This is a genomic window from Streptomyces sp. NPDC059917, assembly GCF_042730635.1.
In the GTDB taxonomy this organism is placed as follows: domain Bacteria; phylum Actinomycetota; class Actinomycetes; order Streptomycetales; family Streptomycetaceae; genus Streptomyces.
Genome location: NZ_JBHWLC010000024.1, coordinates 79121 through 106071, shown reverse-complemented (window position 1 = coordinate 106071; position 26951 = coordinate 79121). Strand labels below are relative to the sequence as shown.

At 73.6% G+C, this 26951-nt stretch carries 28 protein-coding genes and 1 pseudogene; 7 read left to right on the top strand and 22 right to left on the bottom strand.

What is annotated here, in order from left to right; all coding sequences use genetic code 11:
- Positions 1-37 precede the first annotated feature (37 nt).
- The 3 genes from ACFWAR_RS16745 to ACFWAR_RS16735 all read right to left on the bottom strand — a co-directional run bounded on the left by ACFWAR_RS16745 (position 38) and on the right by ACFWAR_RS16735 (position 3289).
- Positions 38-823 (bottom strand): polyprenol monophosphomannose synthase, encoded by a 786-nt coding sequence (locus ACFWAR_RS16745; RefSeq protein WP_385777675.1) that lies wholly within the window; start codon positions 821-823, stop codon positions 38-40.
- Between the two features lie 343 nt (positions 824-1166).
- Positions 1167-2780 (bottom strand): amidohydrolase, encoded by a 1614-nt coding sequence (locus tag ACFWAR_RS16740; protein ID WP_385777672.1) that lies wholly within the window; start codon positions 2778-2780, stop codon positions 1167-1169.
- Between the two features lie 68 nt (positions 2781-2848).
- Positions 2849-3289, bottom strand: coding sequence for an Lrp/AsnC family transcriptional regulator (locus ACFWAR_RS16735; RefSeq protein WP_330334927.1), 441 nt, complete (start codon positions 3287-3289; stop codon positions 2849-2851).
- Positions 3290-3500: 211 nt separating this feature from the next.
- Between ACFWAR_RS16735 and ACFWAR_RS16730 the strand changes: the two genes are divergently transcribed.
- On the top strand, positions 3501-3929 hold the full coding sequence (locus ACFWAR_RS16730; protein ID WP_385777670.1) for a hypothetical protein: 429 nt from the start codon (positions 3501-3503) through the stop codon (positions 3927-3929).
- Between the two features lie 4 nt (positions 3930-3933).
- Here the strand turns inward: ACFWAR_RS16730 and ACFWAR_RS16725 are convergent, their stop codons facing one another.
- Both ACFWAR_RS16725 and ACFWAR_RS16720 read right to left on the bottom strand, forming a co-directional pair.
- Positions 3934-5034, bottom strand: coding sequence for a phosphotransferase family protein (locus ACFWAR_RS16725; protein WP_385777668.1), 1101 nt, complete (start codon positions 5032-5034; stop codon positions 3934-3936).
- A 57-nt stretch (positions 5035-5091) separates the two neighbouring features.
- Complete coding sequence (locus ACFWAR_RS16720; RefSeq protein WP_385777665.1) at positions 5092-6225, bottom strand: hypothetical protein; 1134 nt, start codon at positions 6223-6225, stop codon at positions 5092-5094.
- Positions 6226-6711: 486 nt separating this feature from the next.
- Here ACFWAR_RS16720 and ACFWAR_RS16715 point away from each other — a divergent pair, with 486 nt between their 5' ends.
- Complete coding sequence (locus tag ACFWAR_RS16715) at positions 6712-7095, top strand: hypothetical protein (RefSeq protein ID WP_385777663.1); 384 nt, start codon at positions 6712-6714, stop codon at positions 7093-7095.
- Positions 7096-7122: 27 nt separating this feature from the next.
- Here ACFWAR_RS16715 and ACFWAR_RS16710 read toward each other — a convergent pair whose 3' ends face one another.
- From ACFWAR_RS16710 to ACFWAR_RS16695, 4 genes and pseudogenes are all read right to left on the bottom strand, one after another.
- Complete coding sequence (locus ACFWAR_RS16710) at positions 7123-7554, bottom strand: GNAT family N-acetyltransferase (RefSeq protein WP_385777690.1); 432 nt, start codon at positions 7552-7554, stop codon at positions 7123-7125.
- Between the two features lie 66 nt (positions 7555-7620).
- Positions 7621-8037, bottom strand: a pseudogene (locus ACFWAR_RS16705) (GNAT family N-acetyltransferase); the annotation flags it as partial.
- Between the two features lie 81 nt (positions 8038-8118).
- Positions 8119-9291 (bottom strand): acyl-CoA dehydrogenase family protein, encoded by a 1173-nt coding sequence (locus tag ACFWAR_RS16700; RefSeq protein ID WP_385777660.1) that lies wholly within the window; start codon positions 9289-9291, stop codon positions 8119-8121.
- A gap of 164 nt (positions 9292-9455) precedes the next feature.
- Positions 9456-10154 (bottom strand): TetR/AcrR family transcriptional regulator, encoded by a 699-nt coding sequence (locus ACFWAR_RS16695; protein WP_385777657.1) that lies wholly within the window; start codon positions 10152-10154, stop codon positions 9456-9458.
- Between the two features lie 114 nt (positions 10155-10268).
- Between ACFWAR_RS16695 and ACFWAR_RS16690 the strand changes: the two genes are divergently transcribed.
- From ACFWAR_RS16690 to ACFWAR_RS16680, 3 genes are read left to right on the top strand one after another with little or no spacing between them, the layout of a single operon-like run.
- Complete coding sequence (locus tag ACFWAR_RS16690) at positions 10269-10913, top strand: DUF6230 family protein (protein WP_385777654.1); 645 nt, start codon at positions 10269-10271, stop codon at positions 10911-10913.
- Positions 10904-11893, top strand: coding sequence for a DUF6114 domain-containing protein (locus ACFWAR_RS16685; protein ID WP_385777651.1), 990 nt, complete (start codon positions 10904-10906; stop codon positions 11891-11893). Before ACFWAR_RS16690 ends, ACFWAR_RS16685 begins: the two co-directional genes overlap by 10 nt.
- A complete protein-coding gene (locus ACFWAR_RS16680) occupies positions 11890-12822 on the top strand; it encodes a hypothetical protein (protein WP_385777649.1) in 933 nt (310 codons plus the stop codon). The genes ACFWAR_RS16685 and ACFWAR_RS16680 overlap by 4 nt, the downstream gene beginning before the upstream one ends.
- On the opposite strand, the gene ACFWAR_RS16675 is transcribed toward ACFWAR_RS16680, so the two are convergent.
- The 3 genes from ACFWAR_RS16675 to ACFWAR_RS16665 all read right to left on the bottom strand — a co-directional run bounded on the left by ACFWAR_RS16675 (position 12800) and on the right by ACFWAR_RS16665 (position 14966).
- Positions 12800-12952: an SCO1431 family membrane protein gene (locus tag ACFWAR_RS16675; RefSeq protein WP_385777647.1), complete on the bottom strand. Its 153-nt coding sequence runs from the start codon at positions 12950-12952 to the stop codon at positions 12800-12802. The two genes, ACFWAR_RS16680 and ACFWAR_RS16675, sit on opposite strands and share 23 nt — an antisense overlap.
- A 128-nt stretch (positions 12953-13080) precedes the next feature.
- Positions 13081-13515 carry an SPW repeat protein gene (locus ACFWAR_RS16670; RefSeq protein ID WP_385777644.1) on the bottom strand — a complete coding sequence of 145 codons (435 nt, stop codon included), beginning with the start codon at positions 13513-13515 and terminating at the stop codon, positions 13081-13083.
- 83 nt (positions 13516-13598) lie between these two features.
- A complete protein-coding gene (locus tag ACFWAR_RS16665; protein ID WP_385777641.1) occupies positions 13599-14966 on the bottom strand; it encodes a peptidase C39 family protein in 1368 nt (455 codons plus the stop codon).
- Between the two features lie 194 nt (positions 14967-15160).
- On the opposite strand from ACFWAR_RS16665, the gene ACFWAR_RS16660 reads away from it, so the two are divergent.
- Both ACFWAR_RS16660 and ACFWAR_RS16655 read left to right on the top strand, forming a co-directional pair.
- Positions 15161-15823 carry a uridine kinase gene (locus ACFWAR_RS16660; RefSeq protein WP_385777638.1) on the top strand — a complete coding sequence of 221 codons (663 nt, stop codon included), beginning with the start codon at positions 15161-15163 and terminating at the stop codon, positions 15821-15823.
- Positions 15824-16211: 388 nt separating this feature from the next.
- Complete coding sequence (locus ACFWAR_RS16655) at positions 16212-18167, top strand: AAA family ATPase (RefSeq protein WP_385777636.1); 1956 nt, start codon at positions 16212-16214, stop codon at positions 18165-18167.
- 22 nt (positions 18168-18189) lie between these two features.
- On the opposite strand, the gene ACFWAR_RS16650 is transcribed toward ACFWAR_RS16655, so the two are convergent.
- The 10 genes from ACFWAR_RS16650 to ribD form a co-directional block, all read right to left on the bottom strand.
- On the bottom strand, positions 18190-19260 hold the full coding sequence (locus ACFWAR_RS16650) for a hemolysin family protein (protein ID WP_385777633.1): 1071 nt from the start codon (positions 19258-19260) through the stop codon (positions 18190-18192).
- Positions 19257-20660: a hemolysin family protein gene (locus ACFWAR_RS16645; protein ID WP_385777630.1), complete on the bottom strand. Its 1404-nt coding sequence runs from the start codon at positions 20658-20660 to the stop codon at positions 19257-19259. Before ACFWAR_RS16645 ends, ACFWAR_RS16650 begins: the two co-directional genes overlap by 4 nt.
- Positions 20661-20838: 178 nt before the next feature.
- The gene (locus tag ACFWAR_RS16640) at positions 20839-21303 is read right to left on the bottom strand and encodes a PH domain-containing protein (RefSeq protein WP_385777628.1); all 465 of its coding nucleotides are present in this window, start codon (positions 21301-21303) and stop codon (positions 20839-20841) included.
- A gap of 84 nt (positions 21304-21387) precedes the next feature.
- Positions 21388-22236, bottom strand: coding sequence for an ATP phosphoribosyltransferase (gene hisG / locus ACFWAR_RS16635; protein ID WP_385777625.1), 849 nt, complete (start codon positions 22234-22236; stop codon positions 21388-21390).
- Positions 22237-22310: 74 nt separating this feature from the next.
- Positions 22311-22592, bottom strand: a complete 282-nt coding sequence (locus tag ACFWAR_RS16630; protein ID WP_385777622.1) for a phosphoribosyl-ATP diphosphatase — start codon at positions 22590-22592, stop codon at positions 22311-22313.
- A gap of 35 nt (positions 22593-22627) precedes the next feature.
- Positions 22628-23113 (bottom strand): 6,7-dimethyl-8-ribityllumazine synthase, encoded by a 486-nt coding sequence (gene ribH, locus ACFWAR_RS16625; RefSeq protein WP_385777620.1) that lies wholly within the window; start codon positions 23111-23113, stop codon positions 22628-22630.
- A gap of 64 nt (positions 23114-23177) precedes the next feature.
- Positions 23178-24467: a bifunctional 3,4-dihydroxy-2-butanone-4-phosphate synthase/GTP cyclohydrolase II gene (locus ACFWAR_RS16620; RefSeq protein WP_385777617.1), complete on the bottom strand. Its 1290-nt coding sequence runs from the start codon at positions 24465-24467 to the stop codon at positions 23178-23180.
- Positions 24464-25120, bottom strand: a complete 657-nt coding sequence (locus tag ACFWAR_RS16615) for a nicotinamide riboside transporter PnuC (protein WP_385777614.1) — start codon at positions 25118-25120, stop codon at positions 24464-24466. The genes ACFWAR_RS16620 and ACFWAR_RS16615 overlap by 4 nt, the downstream gene beginning before the upstream one ends.
- Entirely contained in the window at positions 25117-25761 is a 645-nt protein-coding gene (locus ACFWAR_RS16610) for a riboflavin synthase (protein ID WP_354381556.1), read from the bottom strand. The genes ACFWAR_RS16615 and ACFWAR_RS16610 overlap by 4 nt, the downstream gene beginning before the upstream one ends.
- Positions 25762-26907 carry a bifunctional diaminohydroxyphosphoribosylaminopyrimidine deaminase/5-amino-6-(5-phosphoribosylamino)uracil reductase RibD gene (gene ribD / locus ACFWAR_RS16605; RefSeq protein WP_385777612.1) on the bottom strand — a complete coding sequence of 382 codons (1146 nt, stop codon included), beginning with the start codon at positions 26905-26907 and terminating at the stop codon, positions 25762-25764.
- Positions 26908-26951 lie beyond the last annotated feature (44 nt).

Genomic DNA, 26951 nt, shown 5'->3' with positions numbered 1-26951 from the left:
CGGCGGAACACCGCCGCCGGGGCCGGGCGCGTCGCGTTCAGGACCGGCCGGAGCCCCCGGCCGGGCGGCGGGGGCCCAGCTTCGCGGCGCGGGCCGCGACGCCCCACTGCGTGACCCGCCACAGGGCCTCGACCACGATGTCGCGGCTCATCTTGCTGTCGCCGAACTCGCGCTCGACGAAGGTGATGGGCACCTCGACCACGTGGAAGCCCTCGCCGACGGCCCGGCGCGCCAGGTCCACCTGGAAGCAGTACCCGGCCGAGGCGACCCGCTCCAGGCCCAGCCCCTCCAGCGTCTCCCGGCGGAAGGCGCGGTAGCCGCCGGTGACGTCGCGGATCGGCACGTCCAGCATCAGCCGGGAGTACGTCGAACCGCCGCGCGAGAGCAGCACCCGGTGCCGGGGCCAGTTGACCACCCGGCCGCCGGGCACCCAGCGCGAACCGAGCACCAGGTCGGCCCCCTTGAGGGCGGTGAGCAGCCGGGGCAGTTCCTCGGGCTGGTGGGAGCCGTCGGCGTCCATCTCGACCAGGACGCCGTAGTCGCGCTCCAGGCCCCAGGCGAAGCCCGCCAGGTAGGCGGCGCCCAGCCCTTCCTTGCCCTTGCGGTGCAGGACGTGGACCTGCTCGTCGACCGCGGCCAGCTCGTCGGCGAGCTTGCCGGTGCCGTCGGGGCTGTTGTCGTCCGCCACCAGGACGTGCGCCCGGGGAACCGCCGCGCGTACGCGGGCGACGATCGGGCCGATGTTCTCCGCCTCGTTGTAGGTCGGAATGATCACCAGCACCGTGCCGAGCGGGCCGTAGCGCCGCTCACCGCCGTCACTCACAGATTCCCCTTTTCGCTGCTCCCCGTCCCGTCACTGCGCACCGATTTTAGAACAGCGGGGACGGTGCGACGGAGAATCGGGGCCCGGGGTCCTTCGGGCCGGCCGGGCGCCCGCTGGCTGCGGGCCGCCGTGACCGTTGTCTACTGGACTCCGGGCCCCGATCGGGGCCACCCGCCCCGAGCTCCGGCGGAGCAGGGAGGGACCCCGGTCCGGCGAAACCTTCCCTCGCCCCCGAGGCGCGGGCGCGCTGAGCGGACGGATCCCTCCGGCACGGGCGTCCCGTGGTGGACCGGGCCGAACCTATCCGGGTCCGGGGGCCGCTGCCGAACCGAGGCCGGACGGATCACCCCTGTGGGCGTACGAATGCCTCCCGGCCACCGACGACGGTGGCCAGGCAGACGGGCAGCGCGGCCCCGGGGGTCAGGACCGGCAGGCCGGGCGTGCCCGAGCGCGGGTCGGTGGACCAGCGCGCGACCCGGTCGTCGGGGGCCTGCACCACCAGCTCGTCGGTCCGCCACAGGGCGTAGTCCGCCGGGGCGCCCGGCACCAGCACCCCCGCGTCGTCGCGGCCCAGGGCCCGCCAGCCGCCCCGGGTGTGCGCGGTGAAGGCGGCCCGTACGGAGATCCGGTGCTCCGGGGTCCGGTGGAAGGCGGCCGCGCGCACGGTGCCCCAGGGATCGAGCGGGGTGACCGGGGCGTCGGAGCCGAAGGCCAGCGGGACGCCCGCCTTGAGCATCGCGGCGAAGGGGTTCAGGGTGCGGGCCCGCTCGGCGCCGAGGCGGTCGGCGTACATCCCCTGCGCGCCGCCCCAGGCGGCGTCGAAGGCGGGCTGGACGGAAGCGGTGAGGCCCAGCTCGGCGAAGGCGGCGATGGTCTGCGGGGTCATCATCTCGGCGTGCTCGACGCGGTGCCGGGCGGCGCGCACCCGGTCCAGGCCCAGCTTGTCGGCCGCGGCGCGGACGCCCTCGACGACGGCGGTGAGCGCGGCGTCCCCGATGGCGTGGAAACCGGCCTGGAGGCCCGCCTCGGTGCAGGCGGCCACGTGGGCGCCCACCTCGGCGGCGTCGAGGTAGCCGGTGCCCGTGTGGGCGGCGTCCGCGTAGGGGGCGTGCAGGCAGGCGGTGTGCGAGCCGAGGGCGCCGTCGACGAAGAGGTCGCCGGCGGCGCCGACCGCGCCGAGCTCCCGGGCCAGCGCGAGGTCGCGGTCGGCCCAGTAGCCGAAGACCCGGGGGCCGGGCCGCTCGCGCGCGAGGTTCAGCAGGTCGTGGAAGTCCTCGGCCGAGGAGATGTCGGGGCCGCCGCACTCGTGGACGGATCCGATGCCGAGCGAGGCCGCGTGGTCGAGGGCGGCCCGCTGGGCCTCGGCGCGCTGGGCGGGGGTGACGGCGGCGAGCGCGGCCGCCCGGACGGCGTGGTGGTCCCCGCGGGTCAGCGGCTCGTCGCCGGTGTGCCGCACGGACGGGACGAGGTCGAGCAGGGCGGTGGTGACCACGGCCGAGTGCACGTCGACCCGGCTGAGGTAGAGCGGGCGGCCGCCGGTCGCCTCGTCCAGCTCGGAGCGCCGCGGCGCGCGCCGCTCGGGCCAGCGGGCCGCGTCCCAGCCGTGCCCGAGGAGCACCCGGTCGGCGGGCCGCCGCTCGGCGTACGCCCGTACGAGCGCCAGCGCGTCCGCCAGCGTGTCGGCCCCGGTGAGGTCCAGGCCGGTCAGGGCGAGGCCGGTGGCCGTGACGTGCACGTGGGCGTCGGTGAAGGCGGGGGTGACCAGCGCGCCGTCCAGGTCGACGACCTCGTCGACGCCCTGGGCGAAGGCGTCGGCGGCGCCGTCGGAGCCCACCCAGGCGATGTGGCCGCGCTCGACGACCATCGCGGTGGCGAAGGGGTCGGCGGGGCTGTGCACTTCGCCCCGGCGGAGCAGGACGGTGGGCAGGTCGGATGCGGCGGCGGCGCGGTCGGTCATGGGAACAGTCTCGCCGGTCCGTGCCCGCCGCCCGACCAGGGGTCCGCCGCGGCGGACCCCTGGTCGGGTCACACCCTGGGCGGCCTGGCCTCGTACGGGGTGGACAGCACCACGGTGGTGCGGGTCGAGACGTGGGCCAGGGCGCGGACCCGGCCCAGCAGGTCCTCCAGCTCCAGCGGGGTCGCCACCCGGACCTTCAGGATGTAGTTCTCGTCGCCCGCCACACTGTGACAGGCCTCGATCTCGGGGACCCCGGCCAGTCGGTCCGCGATGTCGTCCGGGGCGCTCGGGTCGAACGGCTTCGCCGAGATGAAGGCGGTCAGGGGCAGCCCGACGGCCTCCGGGTCGACGACGGCCGCGTAGCCGCGGATCACCCCGCGCTGCTCCAACCGGCGTACCCGCTGGTGCACCGCGGACGTGGACAACCCCGTCGCCTTGCCCAGGTCGGTGTAGCTCATCCGCCCGTCCCGCACGAGCAGATCCACGATCTGGCGGTCCAGCTCCTCCATTGCACTCATAGCCGCCCAACCTATTGCCCCGGGGCGCTCCAGGCCCAGTGGTGTCCACGGACAAGTGGCACCTGCGGCGGGCATGTGACCAAGGCCACAGGGGTATGCAGGCGTACGCGGGGTGGTTGTGGTTACTCGTGCCGCGCGACGGGAAGTGCTTGCTGTGGCCGTGGCCGAACGTCTCGCCCGGCCCACCCAAGGGGGAACAACCATGCAGAACACCAAGCGCGCGGGTCGCACCGCACCGGCACCGCACGAACGGGCCGAACCTCTCGACGGCGAGTACGGCGACTTCGACCAGGACGCCGACTACGCGGACTTCGCCGAGGGCGCCCTGGCCTTCGACGTCCACCACGCCGTCTGCCCCGACTGCGGGCAGTCGATCGCGCTGGTCGCGGACGAGGAGTTCCTGCCGGAGCACGGGCTCTGCCTGAGCCCGTGGAACCCCTTCGGCATGACGGTGTGCGCGGGCACGGGCCGGCCCGCCGCCGACGCGCGGACGGGCACCGGGGCCGGCGACCGGGAGCTCGAGCCGGTCGTGGTCCTCACGCTCCCCCAGGGCCTCGACTGGCGGACGCAGCCCTTCTCGCACGTCGGCGGTCCGGGCTCGCGTCCTGTCCAGCACGTCCAGGCGGCCTGACGGGTCAGTCCCGGTTCCAGTAGGTCCCCTGCACCATGGCGGCGATGCTGGCGTGGTGCAGGATCAGGCCGTCCGGGTCCGCCGGGACCTCCACCTCGCCGAAGTGGGCCTGGCGGTAGGCGATCCGCAGCATCACGATGCCGTGCCGCAGGGCCGCGTACAGCGTGTGGAAGTCCATGTCCCGCGGGGTGTGTCCGGTCAGCTCCGCGTAGCGGCGCTCCAGGTCGTCCCGGCGCAGGAAGTCCGGCAGGCCGGGCTGTCCGAAGCCGACGGTGAGGTCCTGGAAGAAGCGGTGGAGGTAGACCGTCCACCCGAGGTCGACCTCGCGGGGGGCGTACGCCGCCATCTCCCAGTCCAGGACGGCGACCGGCCGGAAGCCGTCGTAGACCACGTTGCCGATCCGGGCGTCGCCCCAGTTCAGGACGGCGGGCCCCTCGTCGTCCGGCCAGATCTCCTCCAGCCGGTCGAAGGCCCGCTCCAGCAGCGGCGAGCGGGCCAGGCCGCCCACCACCCACTCGTAGTAGGCGCGTTGGGCGTCGACGTGCCGGCGCAGCGGGCTGCCGGTGCCCTCGGGGAGCAGGAACTCGGCCCGCTCGGCGGGGAACTGGTCGTGCAGCCGGGCGAGCAGGGAGATGCTCGCCTCCTGGAGCCCGGCCCGCTCGGCGTCGCTCGCCGCGTGCAGCCAGTTGCCCTCGTAGGTGTAGGGCATGACGTCGGGCGGCACCCGCCCCTCGGCGCGGGCCATCACGAAGAACGGCGCGCCGAGCGGTCCGGGGTCCGCCTCCAGCCACTGCACGCGCGGCACGGGCAGGTCGGTGTGCTCGGCGACCAGGCTCATCACCCGGTGCTGGCGGGGCATGTCGTAGGTGGGGAAGACCGTGTAGGCCGCCGGGTCGGCGGCCAGGCGCAGCGCGCACTCCTTGACCGGCGTGTCGGGGTGCTCGATGTCGAAGAGCAGGGTCTCGCTGGACATGCCGTTGGAGCCGGGGACGCGGATGTTGGTGACCTCCGCGCCGGGGAGGTCGGCGGCGAGCCAGGCCGCGAGGCGACGGCCGAGCTCCTCGGGTTCGCGGGTGGAGGTGCGGGGACGTGGTGCCGTGGCCATGGCCACCCCTTTCCTGCGGGGTTCGTTCGGGGGTCCGGGGGTCCTGGTGTCCGAGCGCTACGGGGCGACGGATCCGTAGTCGGTGAAGCCGCTCGGGTCGTGGCGGCCGAAGCTGCCGTGCTCGAAGATGCCGAATCCGGTCCGCCCCTCCAGGGTGAAGCGGGCGGAGTGGTCGGTGACGCCGTAGGCGGCCATGGGGTGGGCGGCCGGGTCGGAGAGGTCGTAGACGCGGCGGTCGGTCCAGCCGCGCCCCTGCCAGCTGCCGTGCTGCCAGTCGGTGGCGGGCGGGTAGCCGGCGCCGACGGCGAGCGGTGAGGAGTTCAGGATCTCCACGCCGAGTTCGAGGGGTTTGCGCGCCGGATCGGTGAGGTGGATGACGGCGCTCTCGGGGTGCCGGCTGCCGGACCGGTAGCGGATGTCGGCCTGGGGCCACCCGAGCTGTACGTCGCCCCGCCCGGCGGCGTCGGGGAAGACCTGCACGGCTTCGTTCAGGGCGCGGTGGCCGTCGGCGTCCTCCTGGACGATGACCATCAGGAAGCGGTCCTCGAAGCGGACGGGGACCCAGAGCCAGTGGAAGCCCTCGGTGCGGTGCTCCTCGGCCGCGCGGCCGCCCTCCTCGCCGGGGATCGGCCGCACGCCCCAGCTGCGGTCCCGGGTGCCGGTCCACTCGCCCTCGGCGAGGTGGATCTCCTCGCCCTTGGCCCGGATGGTGCCGGTGACCGAGCCCGCCTGCACGAAGCGGCGGCCCTCCAGCATCAGCCGGTCGCCGCGCCGCTGGACGTGGTGCGGCTCCCAGACCGCGGGGAAGGCGGTGGTCCAGGTGATGTCGTACGAGAGCCCGTCCGGGTCGTCGGGGTCCGCGGCGCAGTGCAGGGTCAGGGTGCGCAGCGGGACGTCCACGGTGATGCGCAGCGGGCCGACGGACAGGTTCATCCGGTCGTCGGTGAGGGCGTCGGAGGCGCGGACGGCGAGGAGTTCGTCACCGAGGCGCAAGGTGGCGTAGGCGTCGATGACCCCGGTGTTGGGGTAGACGCCGAGGCCGAGGATGAGGACGGCGCGTCCCGCGTGGTCGAAGACGTGGAAGATGCAGCGGTCGTAGGCGTTGCGGTCCCCGGTGGCGACGTACTTCATGGACAACGGGGCCTGGTGGACGGGGTATTCGTCAAGGGCGATGGGTCGGTCCGCGGGCATGGCAAACCTCCTGGGCGCGGGTCGGCTCGGCGGATATGACGGTACGTCAGAAACTGCGCCCGGGGCCAGAGTCGTGTCACTCGCTGACAGATCGGGGCCCGCGCGGTGCGCCGCGCCGCCCGGACCAGGGGACGCCTCGAACGGATACCCGCACGACGGCGGCGATTACCCCGTGCGCGCGCGTCGCGTTGGCCGGGCATGAACACGCTGGAGGCTTCCACGGGACGGCGGCGACGACCGGCGCCCCCCGGTTACGAAGAATCGGTTCATCGCCCGGCCGACCCACCCATCTACCGGGCGATGATGGCCCGCTGGGCGGACGACGGACGCACCCTGCCGGGCCGCCGCGACCCGGAGTGGTCCCGGATCGCCGCCGCCCCCGTCTGGCCGGGCGGCCCGCTGTACGGCGGCTAGGTGGCGCCCGACCGGCCACGATCACCGGGCTGACCGGCCGCGATCACCGGGCTGACCTGCGACGATGGACGGATGAGCGAGCGTGAGTGGCAGGCGTTGACCAGGTCCGAGGAGGCCTTCATGGTCAACTCGTACGAGACCGACATCCTGGCCGGTGTCCGGGGAGACCTCGACGAGGCCGATCAGGGCCGACCCGCGAAGGAACTGGCGGGGATCCTGCTCGGTCTCGTCGAGCGCGGTTGGATCGAGGTCCGCCGCGTCGCGCCGTGGACGCCCCCGTCCGGGGGACAGGGCTTCCAGGCCGGGGAGCCGGTGCCCCGCGATCAGCTCCGGGCGGTCCTGGAGGACCCGGCCACCTGGGAGTACCCGGAGGGCGACTGGATCGGCGCCGTGATCCTGGTGGAGACCGAAGCGGGCAAGCGGATCACCCGGCTCTCCCCCGAGGAGCTGCCCTAGGCGCGGCCGCGGCCGCGGCCCCGTGGCCTACCGGGCGCCCAGGACCATCCACTTGCCGGGCTCCGCCAGGGGCTCGAACCCGACCTTGGCGTAGACCCCGTGGGCGTCCGCGGTGGCCAGCATGATGCGGCGCAGCCCGTACGGGGCGAGGTGGTCGCGGACGGCCGTGGCCAGGGCCGTGCCGAGGCCCGCGCCGCGGGCGGCGGGGTCGACGTAGACGTCGCAGAGCCAGGCGAAGGTGGCCCGGTCGGTCAGTACCCGGGCGTAGGCCAGTTGGCGGCCCGAAGTGCGGTCGTAGGCACCGAAGTTGAGGGAGCCCGCGATGGCCAGCTCCTGCTTCTCGCGCGAGCGGCCGAGCGCCCAGTAGGCGTCCCGCGAGAGCCAGTCGTGGATCCGCTCCACGTCGAGGCGCGCCGGATCCGTGGAGATCTCCCAGTCGGGCCCGTCGCCCGCGGCCACCGCGTCGGCCCAGTCGGTCCGGTAGTACGCGAGGCGCTCGTCCTCGGCGCACGGCCGCATCCCGGCCGCGACCATGACCCGCCGCGAGGCCGCGTTGTCGAGGTCGGCGTCGCCCACCACGGCGGCGACGCCCCGGGAGCGCGCCAGGGCGAGCAGGGCGCGCAGCGCCTCCGTGGCGTGGCCGCGGCCCCGGGCGGCGGGGACCAGGCCGTAGCCGACGGTGACCTCGCCGCTCGCGCCCGGCGCTCCGTGGAAGCCGACCCCGCCCACCACGGACCCGCCGTCGCGCAGCCGGATCTCGTACGGGCCGAAGGGCCGGGGGTCCCCGGTGTCCGCGCAGGTCCGCAGGAACCGCCGCAGCACGCCCAGGTCGCCGGCCGACGGGTAGCCCGGCGCCCACGGCGCCGCGTCGGCGCCCTCTCCGGCGAGGATCCGCTCGGCTTCGGCGGGGCTGAGGGGGTGGAGCACGAGGCGCTCCGTCATCACGTCATCCATGACCGATGGCTACCAGAGCGCCCCCGCGGACCGCACCCGGGTTTCCCGCGGGCGCGGCCCCGAGCGGGCTCAGCGGGACTCGGGACCCGCGAGGTGGCGGGCGATGACCATCCGCTGGATCTGGTTGGTGCCCTCGACGATCTGGAGCACCTTGGCCTCGCGCATCAGGCGCTCGACCGGGAAGTCGGCGGTGTAGCCGTACCCGCCGAGGACCTGGACCGCGTCCGTGGTGACGGCCATGGCCGCGTCGGTGCAGAAGAGCTTCGCCATGGCCGCCTGGCGGGAGAAGGGCTTGCCCGCGTCGCGCAGCCGCGCCGCCGCCAGGTACAGCGCGCGGCCCGCCTCGATCTTGGTGGCCATGTCGGCCAGCATGAAGCGCAGGCCCTGGAAGTCGGCGATGGGGTGCCCGAACTGCTTGCGGTCCAGGGCGTACGCCAGGGCCTCGTCCAGCGCCGCCTGGGCGACGCCGATCGCGCAGGCCGCGATGCCGAGGCGGCCCGCGTCCAGCGCGGCCAGCGCGATGCCGAAGCCCTGGCCCTCCTCGCCGATGCGGCGGGCGTCGGGGACCCGTACCCCGTCGAAGTGCAGCTGGGCGGTGGGCGAGCCCTTCATGCCCATCTTCTTCTCGGGGACGGCCGCCGTCAGGCCGGGCGCGTCGCCGGGCACCAGGAAGGCGGTGATCCCCTTGGGCCCGGGCACGCCGGTGCGCGCGAGGACCGTGTAGAAGTCGGCGACCCCGCCGTGGGTGATCCACGCCTTGGTGCCGGTCAGTATCCAGTCCTCGCCGTCGCGGACGGCCTTGGTGGCCAGCGAGGCGGCGTCCGATCCGGCGGCCGGCTCGGAGAGGCAGTAGGCGCCGAGCAGCCCGCCGCCGAGCATCGCGGGCAGGTGCTCGCCCTGCTGCTCCTTGGTGCCGTACCCGGCCAGGCCGTGGCAGGCGAGCGAGTGCACGCTGACGCCGAGGCCGACGGTCAGGCGGGCCGCCGCCAGCTCTTCGAGGACCTGGAGGTAGACCTCGTACGGCTGGTCGCCGCCACCGACCTCGCCCGCGTACGGGAGGCCCAGCAGCCCGGACTCGGAGAGGAGGGTGAACACCTCACGGGGGAACCGGCCGGCGTCCTCCTCCTCGGCGGCCCGGGGACGGATCTCCCGCTGCGCGATCTCGCGCACGAGCGCGATCAGGTCGCGGGACTCCTCGGTGGGCAGCTGACGGTCCACCGGCTGCGGGGCGCGGTCGGTCATGGCGGCGCTCTCCTCCTTCATCGGGCACGGCGGCGGCGCGCGAAAAGGGGTGGAACGCGCCGCCGGGTCTCGGTGCTCTTGCAGCCGATGTTGCCCTCCCGGATCACAGAAGGGCCTGGCCAGCGGCTGTGGCGGCTTGAGTATGCCCGATCAGGCGCGTTCCGTCACGGGTGCGAGGAATCACTCGCTCGGCCCGGACCGACCCGACCGGCCCCTTCGGAGTCCTCCGCGGGCGGCGGGGCCGGGTACTGCGGGAGGAACTCCCCGATCACCATCAGCGTCGTGCGCAACTGCCGTACGAGGAGGGCCCCGAAGGTGGCACGGTCGGGGTGGTCCGGTTCGCCCTCGGTGCCGATCCATTCGAGGGTGGCGCCCTCGACGCCGGAGAGCCAGCCGACGAGGGCCAGCCGGGCCAGCGGGGGAAGGGCGCGGTGGCCGTAGGCGCCCTCGGCGATGGTGGCGACCAGCTCGGCGCGGACCGCGTCGCGGAGGGCGAGGACCTCGGCGTCGGAGCCGACGCCGCCCGTGACGATGGTCCGGTAGGCGGCGTGGTGCTGCTCCGCGTAGTGGAGGTAGCCGTCGATGGTGCGGCGGGCCCGCTCGGGCGCGGGCAGCTCGGTCTCCCCGCCGGCCCGGGCGACGAGTCCGTTGACGGAGTCCTCGACGATGGCGAGGTAGTAGCCGCGCTTGCTCGTGAAGTAGTAGTAGATCAGCCCCTTGGCGACCCCGGCGTGCTTGGCGATGTCGTCCATCGACAGTGCGTCGTACGAGGTGTCGGCGAACAACTTCCGGCCGGTCGCTATGAGTTCGGCCCGCCGAACCTGCGATCGCTCGGTCTTGCCGCGCTGTTGACTATTATTCAAATTCAGCCCTAGCCTCGAACTGCCACAGGATGCCCGCAGTATGGCAGACCTGCGTGGCCCCGCTCCTTCGCACTTCCCCTGCGCACCGGACGACGTACGGGAGGCCCCACCGCCATGAGCACGACCCCCACCAACGCAGCCGCCACGAGCACCCCGGACCGCAACCCGCCCGAGGGCCGGGTCAATTGGAAGAAGACGGCCGTCGCCGCGCTCCCCGCCTTCGTCGCGGTCGGCGCGATGGCGATGGTGATGGCCCAGGGCGCGCTCGCCGCGTCCTTCGCCGTCTCCGGCACCAGCTTCCAGGTCTCCTCCTCCAACCTCAGCAGCAAGGGCCTGTCCTCCTACGTGCAGACGGACCGCTCCGTCGACGGCAAGGGACACCCGGTCGCCCTGCTCGGCATCGGGGAGGCGACGCTCACCGACATCTGCCAGTCCGCCTCGGTCGACACCCCGGTCGGCAAGGTCGTCTTCAAACTGACCGCGGGCGGCCCGGCCGGGAACGTCACCGCGAACAACCTGATCATCGACGGCGAGGACCTGACCGGCGACGCCCGCTTCGGCACCGCCCAGATCGGCCGCGACGCCTCGACCCTGGACCAGGTGCCCGGGGTCAAGGGCGAGGCCGGGAAGTTCGGCCTCCAGGCCGGGGACATCGAGGTCGCGGGCGTGCGCTCGCACGCCTGGTCGGCGACCGGCGGCGACTTCCGGCTCAAGGGGCTCAAGCTGGACGTGGCCCTGGACGGCAAGCAGTGCTTCTAGGCCGCTCCTTCGGGATCCTCGCGGGCCCGCGTCGGACGGCGGCACGGAACACGGGGTGGCTGGAGCGACGGCTGCCCTGGCCCGGGCCCCGGGCCAGGCTGCGGGCCTGGCGCCGGACCCGGCCGTTCTGGGGCGGGCTGCTGCTGGTGCTGGGCGGGACCGAGCTGCTGCTGGTCCCGCTCTCCCCGCTGACCATCCTGGTCAGTCTGGGCCTCGGCGGGATCGCCGCGATCGGGATCGGGCTCGCGCTGATCGCGGCGGGCCTCTTCCTCTGGTTCCTGCCGCAGGCCCGTGCGTACGTCAGCATCCACGCGCTGCTGCTGTCGGTGCTGTCCTTCGTCGCGACCAACCTGGGCGGGTTCCTGCTCGGCATGCTGCTCGGGATCACGGGCAGCGCCCTGGCCTTCGGCTGGACCCCGCTGCCCGATCCGGACGGGGCCGAGGAGGGCCCGTACCGGCGGGCGCCGGAGCGCGGCGGAGGGCGCACCCTGGCCGCCGCGCTGCCGGTGGTGCTCCTCGCCGCGCTGGCGACCGGCGCTCCCCCGGCGCGGGCCGCGGCCGGAGCCGGTCCGCCGACGGCCCCGCGCACTCCCCCGACGGTCACCACCTCGCTCTTCGCCCCGCAGGGGTTCACCCTCGCCGGGGTCACCCAGGTGCCCACGGTCGACGGGCCGCTCAAGGTGCTGGTGCTGAAGATGCGGGCGGCCAAGCTCTTCGACTACCGGCTGCGGACCCGCGACGGGCGCGAGGAGTACGGGCTCGCCGCCAGGACCCTCGACCTGAGCGGCGACGTGACCCTGTACCTCACCAAGTTCAGCGGCTGCATCGAAGGGCTGCTGTGCGTCACCTTCACGCCCGACGGGCTGCCCGCGCCGCCGATCATCCCGCCCTTCGTCTTCATGACCGACGTCCGCGCCGAACAGGCGCTGGTCACCTCCGACCTGATCGTCACCGACGGGCTCCGGCTGGAGGCCACGTGATCCCCGTCCAGGCCGCGCCGCTGTGGGCCTACGGGATCGGCGCGACCTTCGCGGTCGCCGCCGGGCGCCAGCTCCAGTGGTGGGAGCGCTCGGTGCGGGGCGAGGGCGTCCGCACGCGCAGCCGCGCGGCCCAGCCCTACCTCGCGCTCACGGTGCTGTACGCGGCGCTGCTGCTCGCGCCGAGCGGGGCGTACCTGCTGTGGCAGGACCCGGCCTGGGCGACGATGCAGGTGGCGCGCGACCACCGAGGGGTGTGGGCCGGCTTCGCGCTCTTCCAGACCGGCTCGATGGTGGTCGGGGCGCTGCTCGGCTTCCTGGCGGCGCGACTGTTCGTGCTGGTGGGGGCGGGGTACTGGGGGTACCTACAGGCCGTCGCCGGGTACTTCCTGACCTTCTTCACCCTGGTCCACGGGTGGGACGGGAGGGGCTACCGGCGCCTGCTGAGCCCCGACGCGCGCAGCTACGCCGAGTGGTCCGCGGGCGGCGGGGGCGCCCGGGCGTTCGCCAACCACTGCCTGCACTTCGTCACCTCCGGGACCTTCCTGGCCCTGCTGGTGCTGGGCGCGGCGGTGCTCGGGGTGATGCTGCTGGTCGAGATCGGCTGGCTGGCGGAGGGGTGGCGGCTACCGGGGGCGGCGGCGGACCTCAAGGTGTCGCGGCCGCTGGCCGTGGTGATCGCGGGGGCCGGGGTGTACGTGCTGCCGCTCGCCGGGGCGCTGGGTGCAAGCGTCCTCGTACGGCTGCTGGGCTGGATCCTCGGGGCCGGACTCTTCGCGGCGCTGGCCGGGGCGGTGCTGCTGCCCCGGTGGTCGCCGGTGCGCCGGCTCTACGACCTGGTGGGGGTTCCGCACCGGCACTGGCGGGTGGAGCCGGACCCGGAGGGCGAGCCGGGCCGGGGGGACGCGGTCAGAGCCAGCCGATCTGGGTGACGAGCATCGCGACGACGACCACCAGGGTCCAGCCGAGCACGTGCTCCAGCCAGGCGGAATCGTCCTTGGGGCCACCGGTGCGGACGAGGTCGCGGGCACGGGCGGTCAGAGCGGCGGTGTGTGCGGTCATGCCGTCCAATGTGACAGCGTTCGGCGCCCCCGCGGTAGAGACGATGGTCACTGGTGGCGCTCGTCACGCGGCCGGGCCCCGGCCGCCCGTGCGGTCGGGACCCGGGTCCGCGGGGCCTTCGAGCGACGTCAGCCGGAGCGCGTCGGGCGCTCCCGTCCGGCCATGCTCGCCATCGCGAGGGCCAGCACCAGGGCGATGCCGCCCGCGATGCAGTTGCTCACGACGGTCCGGGTGGTGTTGACCGAGCCGGAGACCACCCAGGGGGCGACGATCGTCCAGGCGGCGATGACGACGGCCGTCCAGGCCATCGCGTGGGTGCGTTCGTAGGCGGAGCCGAGGCCGCCCATGCACAGGCAGTAGGCCAGGCCCGCGATCAGGTTCGTGATCGCCAGCGCGGACAGTCCGCTGAACCCCGCGATCCAGGGCGAGGCGGCGATGTACAGGCCCGTGACCAGGGCCAGTGCTTCCACGGCCTGCGCGCGCGGGGTGGTGGTGACCCGCTCGAAGCGGGTGCGCATCTCGGCGAGGTCGGGGTGGAGTTCGATGTTCGGGTGGGTGGTCATGGCGGGCCGCCTCCTACGGGAGCCTTTATGTACCCTTTAACCCAGTATGTGCCCTCTTGTGGGCATCGGAAACGCACCGCGTTTCAGAGCACCCCGACCGTCCGCAGCGCGCGCAGTTGGACCGCGTTCGGGGCGCACGGCGCGTAGAGGTAGCAGATCCCGCCGCTGCCGGAGACGACCTTGCCGGAGGCGTGGTAGCGCTTGGTCCGCAGCCAGACGTTCTCCCACTCGCGGCGCGCGTAGACCCGGCGGACGGCCGCGTTCGAGGGCGAGTTGGGGTCGTTGGCGACGACGTCCCCGGCGGCGGTGAAGCCGACCACCGTCATCAGGTGGCCCGCCGTGCCGTAGCCCGCGCCGGTGATCTCCCCCGCCCGGAAGGACTGGGAGGTGATGACCGGGACGCCCGCCGCGACCAGCGTCTCCACGTCGGTGAGCGAGCCGAGCCGGGTCACCACGCCCGCGAGCCCCGGATAGGTGGCGGCGTACGCGGCGTTGAACGGCCAGTTGCCGCAGCCCTTGTAGGCGGCGTCGTAGGTGGCTCGGGCCGCGTGGCAGACCTGCGGGTCGGGGTACTCCTTCTTGACCCAGGCCAGGGCCGCGGCACTGGGCCTGCGACCCCAGTACTCGATGATCATCTGCGAGGAGGTGGGGCTGCACCAGGCCTCGCCGCCGTTGTCGTACTCGGGGTACTGGCCCGCGTGGACCTCCTGCGAGTAGCGCGGGACGGCCAGCTCGGCGGCCGCGCCGGGCACCGAGGCGGGGACCGTGAAGCGGTCGGGGACGTCGGAGGCCATCGCCCCCGCCAGCCAGACCACCGGACCGGTCGCGGCGCCGGGGCGGCGGTACAGGGTCAGCCGCAGCTCCCACGCGCCGATCCGCAGACGGCCCGCGCTCACTGAGGGGTCCAGGGCGAGCGTGTCGGTCCAGACGGTGGAGGTGCCGTCGCTCTGCCCGTCCACCGAGGTGCGCCGGACGTCGCCGTCGCCCGAGGCCCAGCGGCCCATCACGTACCAGGGGGCGACGACCCCGTTGGTGTAGGTGGCGCGCAGTTCGACCTGGATCCAGGTCCCGGCGGGGGTACGGGCGTTCCAGGAGGCGATGGCCTCGGTGGCGGGCACGGCGGGACGGTGCACCGGGGAGGTCCAGGTCGCGTACTCCCAGGTGCTCTTCTTCCCGGTGTGCGGATCGGCGTACTCGGTGCGCCCGACGGGGACGGCGATCCCCAGCCCGGGGCGCGCACCGGCGCTCGCGACGGTCCCCCGGTGGGTCCCGGCCTGCCAGTGGCCGTAGGAGTACCAGAACCGGTTGTCCACCTCCTTGCCCGTGCTCGGGGCTCCGCCGCCGCCCTTGGGCGCGGGCGCGGCCGCGGACGGGGTGGCGGGGACGGTGGCGGCCGTGGCGGCGGCGAGGGCCGCCGCGAGGACGGCCCGGCGCGGGGTGGATGCGGTCATGGGCGGAACCCCCAGTGGTGCGGTCCGGCAGGCGTGCCGTGCGGGTCGGGCGGTACGGGTCGGATCGGGCGGGTCGGCGCGGGGGCCGGGCGCGCGTGCGCGCCCGGCGGTCCCCGCCCGGCCAGCCTCCCAGCTCGCGGGCGGCCCGGGCCAGGGCGACGGGGCCGTGTCGCGCGCCGCCGTAGGCTGTCGGAGTGGAACAGCAGATCCCGCCCCTCCCTCCCGACCCGCACGCGTCCCTCGCCCCGCTGGCCGGGGCGCTCGTCACCCTGGCGCCCTCACTTGGCCCCGTACGGGTGATCGGCATCGACGGGCACGCCGGATCCGGCAAGAGCACCTTCGCCGGGCGCCTGGCCGAAGCCCTCGGCGGCGCCCCCGTCCTGCACCTCGACGACGTGGCCACGCACGAGGAGCTGTTCGCCTGGACGGAGCGGCTGCGCGCCCAGGTGCTCGATCCGCTGGCGGCCGGGCGGGCGGCGCACTGGGCGCCCTACGACTGGGTGGCGCGCCGGTTCGGGCCCGAGCGGGTCCTGGCACCGGCTCCGGTGCTGCTGGTCGAGGGCGTCGGCGCGGGCCGCCGGGCGCTGCGGCCGTTCCTGGCGCGCCTGATGTGGATGGAAATGCCCCGGGAGCAGTCCTGGGGGCGCGGGCGGAACCGGGACGGGCGCGAACTGTCGCTCTTCTGGGACGGATGGGAGCGCGCGGAGCGCGCGCACTTCGCGGACGACCCTTCGCGCCCCTTCGCGCACACGTTGGTGCGACAGAGCGGTACGGGATACGAGTGGTCTTCCGGGGCGGATGCGAACGCCCTGCGAGCCGATTTCGTCACCGGGAGTGACGAACCGGCCGGGTCCTGACCCGAGCCCCGCCGAGCCCGCGATCACCGCGCCGGGGCGCCGTCCAGGACCGCTTGACCGGGTGCCCGCCGCGGCATTACGTTCTGAATGAGCGGTTTTCAGGACCGCCAAGGACGCGAAGCCCCCGGTTGTTCCCCCGTGACCGGGGGCTTCGTTCTGCCCTCCGACGGCTCCCGGACGGACCTTTCGACCGCCGATCCCCTCGCAAACCTTCACTCTCCGTGCGCACTTGCGTCCGGGACGCCCCACCGACACGTGTCCACCGCGCCCTACGTATGGCCCGGGAGCGCAGGTACGATGCCACCCTGATTTCATCGGCGCAGGGACAACTCGCGTACACCGCACGGGGGTTGCCGCGCACCACGGGGGCAGGCTTGTGGGGGATGTGATGGACTTCGGCATGCCGGGCAGCGCCTACGCCCCGGCCGAACTCGCCTGGCTGCGCGGAGTGGACGCCTGCACGATGGGCGCCTATCCGCAGGCCGAGGAGGAGTTCCGGTCGGCCGTGCTGCTCGACCCCTCGATGGCCGACGCCTGGCTCGGCCTGCACGCGCTACGGGTCGACACCACCAACGCCCTGCTGCGCATGCACGCGCACCGGGACCGCTTCGGGGAGCAGCGCGCACGGCACCGGCGCACGCTCAACTCCTGGTACTGGCTCGGCTGGTGGGTGCAGCCCGTGCTGGAGAGCAAGCGCGACCTGCTGCTCGCCCACGCCTCGCACTGGCTGGACGGCCGCCACGTGCCCGAGCTGGACCGGGCCCTGGCCGCGCTGCCGCCGGTGGACACCGATCCGCAGGTGCGCTTCCTGCACGCCTGCCGGTCCTATCTGGTCAAGGACTGGGACCAGTTGGTGCGGCACACCGAGCCGCTCGTGGACGATCCGCTGCTCGGCATCGAGGCGGGCCTCTTCGGCGGGATGGCCCGGGTCCGACTGGAGATGTACGGGCAGGCGGAGCCGATGCTGTCGGCCGCGCTGATGCGCTGCCGCAGCGAGCAGCCGCAGCGCAAGGAGCTGCGGTACTGGCTGGCCCGGGCGCACGAGGGCACGGGGCGCAGCGCGGCGGCGCTGCCGCTGTACCGGGCGGTGCACCGGGTGGACCCGGCCTTCATGGACACCGCGGCCCGGCTGACGGCGATCTCCGAGAACGACGGCCTCGACGCACTGGGCGGGGCGGAGGGCTACGGACTGGGCGCGGCGGGCGGGGACTTCGCGGCCGTGGCGCTGGGCGGCGGGCTCGGGCAGGACGTCTCGGCGGACGGGCAGGCCGAGGCGGACCAGTTGCTTCCGACCGAGCCGCCGGAGACCCGCTTCGGCCCCGGATCCGGCGCGCCGGGCGCTCCGGTGGGGCCGGGGCCCGATGCCACCGGGCGCGCGGACGGCGTACGGCACCGGGCGGGCGTGCCGCCGCAGTCCGGTCCGACGGAGCTGCCGGCCGGGCCCGCCGATCCGGCGCTGCTCGCCGAGGCGCTCGCGGAGTTGGAGCGGATGGTGGGGCTGGAGCCGGTCAAGCGGCAGGTGAAGGCGCTCTCGGCGCAGCTGCACATGGCCCGGCTGCGGGCCGGTCAGGGCTTGCCGGTGCAGCCGCCGAAACGGCACTTCGTCTTCTCCGGCCCTTCCGGTACCGGCAAGACGACCGTGGCCCGGATCCTGGGCCGGGTGTTCTACGCGCTCGGGCTGCTCGGCGGTGACCACCTGGTGGAGGCCCAGCGGGCTGACCTGGTGGGCGAGTTCCTCGGGCAGACGGCGGTGAAGGCCAACGAGCTGATCGATTCGGCGATCGGCGGGGTCCTCTTCGTGGACGAGGCGTACAGCCTGTCCAACTCGGGCTACAGCAAGGGCGACGCGTACGGCGACGAGGCGCTCCAGGTGCTGCTCAAGCGGGCCGAGGACAACCGGGACCACCTGGTGGTGATCCTGGCGGGCTATCCGGCGGGCATGGACCGGCTGCTCGCGACCAATCCGGGGCTGTCCTCGCGGTTCACCACCCGGGTGGACTTCCCGAGCTACCGTCCGCTGGAGCTGACCGCGATCGGCGGGGTGCTGGCGGACGCGAACGGGGACCGCTGGGACGAGGAGGCGGTCGAGGAGCTGCGCAGCATCAGCGGGCACGTGGTGGACCAGGGCTGGATCGACGAGCTGGGCAACGGCCGCTTCCTGCGCACGCTGTACGAGAAGAGCTGCGCCTACCGGGACCTCAGGCTCGCCGGTTACGCCCTGACCCCGTCCAGGGAGGACCTGTGCACCCTGCGCCTGGCGGACCTGATGCAGGCGTACGGCGAGGTCCTGTCGGGCCGCGGCCCGCAGGACCGCGGCCGCCCGGACCCGCCGCCCCCGATGTAGCGGGGCGGCGGGCCGGGGCCGGCTAGCGGGTCAGCACCTGTTCGGGGCGCCGGGCCGGCGGGGCGGCCGTGCGGTGCGCGGGATCGCGCACCTCGCCGACCAGCTTCTCCAGTACGTCCTCCAGCGCGACCAGACCGAGCACGCGCCCGGCGGGGTCCGCGACCTGCGCCAGGTGGGTGGCGTCCCGCCGCATGACGCTGAGCGCGTCGTCCAGCGGGAGGGTGGAGCACAGGGTGGTCATCCGCCGCCAGACGCGCTGGGGGACGGCGCCTTCCCGGTGTTCCAGGTCGAGCACGTCCTTGACGTGGACGTAGCCCATGAAGGTGCCGGTGTCGGAGCGGACCGGGAAGCGCGAGTAGCCGGTGCGCACGGTCAGCTGCTCGATCTCGCGCGGGGTCACCGAGGGGGTGACCGTGACCAGCCGGTCGCGGGCGAGGAGCACGTCGGTGACCGGGAGGCTGCCCAGCTCCAGGGCGTCCTCCAGGCGCTCCTGCTCGGCCGGTGCGAGGAGCCCGGCCTGCCGGGAGTCCTCGACGAGCCGCCCGAGCTGGGCCCGGGTGTAGACGGCCTCGACCTCGTCCTTGGGCTCCACCTTGAACAGGCGCAGCACCAGGGTCGCGCAGGCGCCCAGCGCCGTGGTGACCGGCCCGCAGACCCGGGCGAAGGCCACCAGTCCGGGGCTGAACCACAGGGCGGTCCGCTCCGGGGCGGCCATGGCGAGGTTCTTGGGGACCATCTCGCCGATGACCAGGTGCAGGAAGACCACCGCGGCCAGCGCGAAGGCGTACCCGAGGGGGTGGACCAGGCCGTGCGGCACCCGCACGGCCTCGAAGAGCGGCTCCAGGAGGCGGGCCACGGTGGGTTCGGCGACGGCTCCCAGGGTGAGGGAGCAGACGGTGATGCCGAACTGGGCCGCGGCCATCATCCGGGGCAGGTTCTCCAGCCCGTGCAGCACCTGGCGGGCCCGCTTGGAGGAGGCCGCCAGGGGCTCGATCTGGCTGCGGCGGACGGAGACGAGCGCGAACTCGGCGCCGACGAAGAAGCCGTTGGCCAGGACGAGGAGCAGGGCGAAGAGCAGTTGGAGGGCGTTCACCGCAGGACCGCCATCTCGCGCCGGCCGCCGGCGGCGGAGTCGTCGTCACCGGCGGGAGCGCCGGGGCCGGGGTCTGCGCCGGTCGCGCTGTCGACCGTACGGACCAGGCGGACCCGTTCGGCGCGGTAGCGGCCGACCTGGCGGACGGAGAGCTTCCAGCCGGGGAGCTCGGCCCGGTCCCCGGGGGCGGGGATGCGGCCGAGCAGGTCGGCGACGAGGCCGGCGACGGTCTCGTAGGGCCCTTCGGGGACTTCGAGGCCTATGCGGCGCAGGGTGTGCACCCGGCAGCTGCCGTCGGCCTCCCAGGAGGGGCGGCCGTCCTCGGCCGCCACGGCGGCCAGCTCGGGGCCGTCGTCCTCGGCGAGGTCGTGCTCGTCGCGGACCTCGCCGACGAGTTCCTCCACGATGTCCTCCAGGGTGACGACCCCGGCGGTGCCGCCGTATTCGTCGACGACCACGGCCATCGGCTGTTCGCTGCGCAGCCGTTCCAGCAGCGGCTGCACCGGCAGGGAGCCGGGCACCAGCAGCGGGGCGACGCAGATCCGGCCCACGGTGGTGCGGGCGCGCTCGGACTCGGGCACGGCGAGGGCGTCCTTGAGGTGGACCACCCCGGTGACCTCGTCGATGCGCTCGCGGTAGACCGGGAAGCGGGACAGGCCCGTGGCCCGGGTCAGGTTGAGCACGTCGGCCGCGGTGGCGGTGTGCTGGAGGGCACTGACCTTCACGCGGGGGGTCATGACGTGCTGGGCGGTCAGTTCGCCGAGCGAGAGGGTCCGCACGAAGAGGTCGGCGGTGTCCTGTTCCAGGGCTCCGGCCTGGGCCGAATGGCGGACCAGGGAGACCAGTTCGCCCGGGGTGCGGGCGGAGGCCATCTCGTCGGTCGGCTCCACGCCCAGGGCCCGCACCAGTCGGTTGGCGACGGCGTTGAGGCCGGCGATGACCGGTCGGAAGGCCCGGGAGAAGACGTCCTGGGGGCCGGCCACGATGCGGGCCACCTGGAGCGGCCGGGAGACCGCCCAGTTCTTCGGGACCAGCTCGCCGACGACCATCTGGACGGCGGAGGCGAGCAGCATGCCGGTCACGACGGCGATTGCGGTGACGGCCCCGGCGGGCAGTCCGGTCGCGGTGAGCGGCCCGGTGAGCAGCCCGGCGAGGGCGGGCTCGGCGAGCATGCCGACCACGAGGGAGGTGAGGGTGATGCCGAGCTGGGTTCCGGAGAGTTGGAACGACAGCTCCCGCAGGGCCTTGACGACCGTACGGGCGCGTTTGTCACCTTCGGCGGCGGCGCGTTCGGCCTCGGGTCTCTCCACCGTGACGAGGCCGAATTCGGCCGCCACGAAGAAACCGTTGGCGAGGATCAGGGCGAAGGCCGCCACGAGCAGGAGTAGCGGGATGGTCATGCCGCCGCCTCCGGGGGGAGGGCGGCGCGGGTACTACCGGACGATCCGTCCATTGCTGGAGGGAGTCACTCCTCAAGTCGCAGGTACCCACGGGCCGCGTTGTCCCGGGGCCGGTGGGAGGGCGCGTGCGTGCGCCCCGCCACCAGGGTAGTCATTGAGAACGAGGCCGCAATGGCACTCAGCGCTCGCGCGGGCCGCTTCCGTGGTTCTCGGCCAGCGCGCGCAGCGCCCTCGCGTCGCCGATCGCCTGCTCCTTGGCCACGCCGGGCTGGATCCCGAGGGCGGGCAGGCTGGTGCCGTCGTTGAGGTCGAGGAACACCCACGGGTCGCCCGGCCGGAGGTTGACGCGCAGGATCTGCGCCCATTCCAGCCGTCGGGTGGTCGTGAGGTTGACGACGGTGACGCCGCCCTCGTCCGCGACCACCTTGGGGCGGCTGAGCAGCAGCAGGACGGAGGCGAACAGGGCGGCCGTGAAGACGAAGCTGAGCCGCTCGCCGCCGCCGAGGTCCTTCAGGAGCAGCCCGATCGCCGAGATGGTGACGAACATGACGAGCCCGACGCCCAGCAGCACCACCCGGGTGCGGGTCGGCCGGAAGGTGACCGGCAGGGTGGGCAGTACGGGCTGGGCGGCGGACTCGCTCATGGGGTGCTCGGTTCTACGAAAGGACGTACGGAGGGGCTCATCGGGTGACGGCGCCCGCCCCGCGGGGGGAGCGGGCGCACGGGATCAGAGCCGGCAGGCGTGGATCGAGGTGGTGAGGATCGCGCGCGCGCCCAGCTCGTACAGGTCGTCCATGATCCGCTGGGCCTCCTTGGCCGGAACCATGGCGCGGACGGCGACCCAGCCCTCGTTGTGCAGCGGGGAGACCGTCGGCGACTCCAGGCCCGGGGTGAGGGCCACCGCGCGCTCCAGGTGCTCGGCGCGGCAGTCGTAGTCCATCATCACGTAGCTGCGGGCCACCAGGACGCCCTGGAGGCGGCGCAGGAACTGCTGGGCCCGCGGGTCCTGCGGGTCGCTGGAGTTGCCGCGGATGACGACCGCTTCCGAGGTGAGGATCGGCTCGCCGATGACCTCCAGGCCCGCGTTGCGCAGGCTGGTGCCGGTCTCGACGACGTCCGCGATGATCTGGGCGACGCCGAGCTGGATGGCGGTCTCGACCGCGCCGTCGAGGTGCACGACGGAGGCGTCGATGCCCTGTTCGGCGAGGTGCTTGGCGACGATGCCCTCGTAGGAGGTGGCGATCGTCATCCCGGTGAAGTCCTGCGGGCCCTTCGCCGTGCCGGGGATGGTGGCGTAGCGGAAGGTGGACCGGCCGAAGTTCAGCGGCAGGATCTCCTCGGCACTGGCTCCGGAGTCGAGCAGCAGGTCACGGCCGGTGATGCCGATGTCGAGCTTGCCGGACGACACGTAGATCGCGATGTCCTTGGGGCGGAGGTAGAAGAACTCCACCTCGTTCTCGGGGTCGACGACCACGAGCTCCTTGGACTCCTTGCGCATCCGGTAGCCGGCCTCATGGAGCATCGCCGACGCCGGTCCGGAGAGAGAACCCTTGTTGGGGACGGCGATGCGCAGCATGGGGCTTCCTTTGGTGCGTAGGTGCGAAAGGGGTGTGCGTGCGGTGCGTGCTCGGGGTCCGTCGGCCCGGCGGCTCAGAGGTGCGCGTAGACGTCGTCGAGGGAGATCCCGCGCGCGACCATCATCACCTGGACGTGGTACAGCAGCTGGGAGATCTCCTCGGCGGCGGCTTCCTTGCCCTCGTACTCGGCGGCCATCCAGACTTCGGCGGCCTCCTCGACGACCTTCTTGCCGATGGCATGGACTCCCTTGCCGACCAGTTCGGCGGTCCGGGAGGTGCTGGGGTCGCCGTTGGCGGCCTTGAGCTGGAGCTCGGTGAAGAGCTGCTCGAAGGTCTTGGGGGTTTCGTTCGCCATGATGGTCCTCAGAATAAAGGGTCCGCCCCTGTCGACTAGCGCCAGGGTTCGCTGACGGTGCGCAGGGTCATGGCGGTGGCGACGGCGGCGGTGACCGCTTCGTGCCCCTTGTCCTCATTCGACCCTTCGAGTCCGGCGCGGTCCAGCGCCTGCTCGTCGTTGTCGCAGGTCAGTACGCCGAAGCCGACGGGGACTCCGGTGTCGAGCGATACCTGCACCAGGCCCTGGGTGACGCCCTGGCACACGTAGTCGAAGTGCGGGGTGCCGCCGCGGATGACCACTCCGAGGGCGACGATGGCATCGTAGCCGCGACCGGCCAGTACCTTCGCCACCACCGGCAGCTCGAAGCTGCCCGGGACGCGCAGCAGGGTGGGCTCGTCGATGCCCAGCTCGTGCAGGGCGCGCAGGGCGCCGTCGACGAGGCCGTCCATGACCTTCTCGTGCCACTGGGCCGCGATCACGGCCACCCGCAGGTCTCCGCAGTTCTTCACACTCAGTTCGGGTGCGCCCTTGCCGCTCACAGCTCTCCTCGGTGCGTCGTGCTCTTCGTTTGCGTGGATGTCTTGTGTCAGGTTGTCGCGGGTGTTACTGGTTGCCGCAGGCCGAGACGGCCGCCGCGCCGTCCAGCCAGGGCAGGTCGTGCCCCATCCGGTCCCGCTTGGTGCGCAGGTACCGCAGGTTGTGCTCGCCGGTCTCGGTCGGCATGGCCTCCCGGCTGGCGACCTCGATGCCGTGCCGGACCAGGGCCGCCGCCTTCTGCGGGTTGTTGGTCATCAGGCGGGTGCTGCGGACCCCGAGGTCGGCGAGGATCTGCGCGCCGGCCCCGTAGTCGCGGGCGTCGGCGGGCAGGCCCAGCTCCAGGTTGGCGTCGAGGGTGTCGCGGCCGCGCTCCTGGAGCTCGTAGGCGCGCAGCTTGGCCAGCAGGCCGATGCCGCGGCCCTCGTGTCCGCGCAGGTAGACGACGACCCCGCGGCCCTCGGCCGCGATGCGCTGCATGGAGGCCTGCAGCTGGGGGCCGCAGTCGCAGCGCTGGGACTGGAAGATGTCGCCGGTCAGGCACTCGGAGTGCATCCGGGCCAGGACGTCGCGGCCGTCGCCGATGTCGCCGTGGACCAGGGCGATGTGCTCGACCCCGTCGGCGATGGAGCGGTAGCCGTAGGCGGTGAAGGAACCGAAGGCGGTCGGCAGGCTGACCTCGGCCCCGCGGCGCACGGTCGGCTCGGCGGAGCGCCGGTAGGCGACCAGGTCCTCGATGGAGATGATCGTCAGGCCGTGCTTGCGGGCGAAGGGGATCAGCTCGGGCAGCCGGAGCATGACCCCGTCCTCACCGGCGATCTCGACGATCGCGCCGGCCGGGCGCAGGCCCGCGAGTCGGGCGAGGTCGACGGCGGCCTCGGTGTGGCCGTTGCGGACCAGGACGCCGCCGGGCTTGGCGCGCAGCGGGAAGACGTGGCCCGGCCGGACGAAGTCGCCCGCGGTGCTGGTGCCGTTGGCCAGCAGCCGCAGCGTGGTGGCGCGGTCGGCGGCGGAGATGCCGGTGGTGACGCCGTGCACGGCACTGGCGTCGACGGAGACCGTGAAGGCGGTCTGCATCGACTCGGTGTTGTGCGTGACCATCTGCGGCAGTTCGAGGCGGTCCAGCTCGGGACCCTCCATCGGGGCGCAGATCAGGCCGCGGCACTCGCTCATCATGAAGGCGATGATCTCGGGGGTGGCCATCTCGGCGGCGATGACGAGGTCGCCCTCGTTCTCGCGGTTCTCGTCGTCCACCACGACGACCGGGCGACCCGCCGCGATGTCGCGGATGGCCTGTTCGACGGGGTCGAGCCGGAAGGACTCGATGTCGTTCTCGGTGGGCACGGGCGTGAGGTTCATGCCGTTGCTCCTTCCAGGGCCGGGGCGTCGGTGGTGGTGCGCGAGCGCTGGTACCAGTCGTGCGCGCCCCACAGGACGAGGGCGAAGTAGACGACGTAGACGAGGCCCGAGAAGACCAGACCGCTCTGGAATGCGAGCGGAACGCCGACGAGGTCGACGAGCAACCAGGCGAACCAGAACTCGACCAGACCGCGGGCCTGGGCGACCATCGCCACGATCGTGCCGACGAAGATGTAGGCGTCGGCCCACGGGCTCCAGGAGAGCGAGGGGACCAGGGTGAAGAGCCCGCCGACCGCGAGGGTGCCGAGGACGGCGCCCGCCAGGAGCAGCCCGCGCTCGGTCCAGGTGGCCGTGCGCACGGCGATGGAGCCGTCCTGGGCCTGCTGCTTGCCGCGCTGCCAGGCGCGCCAGCCCCACAGGGCCACGGCGATGACCAGGAGCTGCTTGCCGACGCCGCCCGCGAGGTGGGCGGTGGCGTAGGCGCCGACCAGGATGAGGCCGGACAGCAGCTGGGCGGGCCAGGTCCATATGGAGCGGCGCCAGCCGAGGGCGAGGGCCGCCAGGCCCATCAGGTTGCCGATCATGTCGGACCAGATGACCTTCTGGTCGAAGACCACGAAGGCCTCGGTGTTGAGCCAGGACAGCGCGCTCATCGGTCCGTCTCCTTCGGGTCGGCGGCGGGTGCCACGGTGGTCAGCGGGTCGACGCCGGCGGCCAGGAGGCGCTCGACGTACTTCGCGAGGACGTCGACCTCCAGGTTGACCGGGTCGCCGGGCTCCTTGATGCCGAGCGTGGTCAGGTTCAGCGTGGTGGGGATGAGGCTGATGGTGAAGTGGTCGGCCGCGGCGTCGACCACGGTGAGGCTGACGCCGTCGACCGTGATGGAGCCCTTCTCGACGACGTACCGGGCGAGCCGCTCGGGCAGCGAGACCTTGACGATCTCCCAGTGCTCGGAGGGGGTGCGGGAGACGATCCGGCCGGTGCCGTCCACGTGGCCCTGGACCAGGTGTCCGCCGAGGCGTCCACCGAGGGCCATCGGGCGCTCCAGGTTGACCCGTGAGCCCTTGGTCAGGGCGCCCAGGCTGGAGCGGTTGAGGGTCTCCTGCATGACGTCCGCGGTGAACTCGCCGTCCCCCGTCTCCACGACCGTCAGACAGACGCCGTTGACGGCGATCGAGTCGCCGTGCTTGGCACCTTCGGTGACGACGGGACCGCGCAGGCGGAAGCGGGAGGCCTCCGCGAGCTGCTCGACGGCGGTGACCTCGCCCAGTTCTTCGACGATTCCGGTGAACACTCAGTGCTCCTTGAGGACGGTGGGGGCGGCGGGGACGGCGGCGGCGACCGCGGGAACGGCCGTGACGCGCAGATCGGGACCGAGGCGGAGCACCTCGGTGATCTCCAGGCGCAGGGCCTGGGTGAGGGTGGTGATCCCGGCGTCGGCGAGGGCGTTGGGGCCCGCGCCGAGGAGGACCGGGGCGAGGTAGCCGACGATCTTGTCGACGGCTCCCGCGGCGACGAAGGCGCCGGCCAGGGTCGGCCCGCCCTCGACGAGGACGGAGCGGACCCCGCGGGCGAACAGCTCGGCGAGGAGCGCGTCCACGCTGAGGCCGTGCCCGTCGCGGGGCAGCCGGGCCACCTCGACGCCCGTCAGGTGGCGGGTGTCGGCGTCCTCGGCGACGGCCACCAGGGTCGGGGCGGCGTCGTCGAGGATCCGGGCGCCGGGCCGGACGGTGGCCAGGGTGTCGAGGACCACGCGCAGGGGCTGGCGGGCGCCCTCGACGCCGCGGACCGCGAGGTGCGGGTCGTCGGCGCGCAGGGTGCCGGAGCCGACGACGACCGCGTCGGCCTCGGCGCGCAGCCGGTGGACGTCGGCGCGGGACTCGGGGCCGCTGATCCAGCGGCTGGTGCCGTCGGCGGCGGCGACCCGGCCGTCCAGGGTGGCGGCGTACTTCCACAGGACGTAGGGGCGGCCCAGGCGTACGGAGGTCAGCCAGGGCTCGTTGCCGGCCTCGGCCTCGGCCCGCAGCAGCCCTTCCCGGACCTCGATCCCGGCGTCGCGCAGGGTGGCCGCGCCACCGCTGGCCTGCGGGTTCGGGTCGGGGACGGCGTAGAGCACGCGGGTGATCCCGGCCTCGACGAGGGCCCGGGCGCAGGGGCCCGTACGGCCGGTGTGGTTACAGGGTTCGAGGGTGACGTAGGCGGTGGCGCCGCGGGCGGCGTCCCCCGCGGCGCGCAGGGCGTGCACCTCGGCGTGCGGGCCGCCGGCCCGCTCGTGCCAGCCCTCGCCGACGATCCGGCCCGAGGCGTCGGCGATGACGCAGCCGACGGCCGGGTTGGGACTGGTGGAGCCGAGGCCGCGGGCGGCCAGCTCGATGGCCCGCCGCATGGCGCGTGCGTCGTTCGCGTCGGCGTGTGTCGCCACCGGGTCCTCCTGCCTCATCGGGCACGGACTCCGGGGCCTGTCGGGATACGACAGATGAAGCG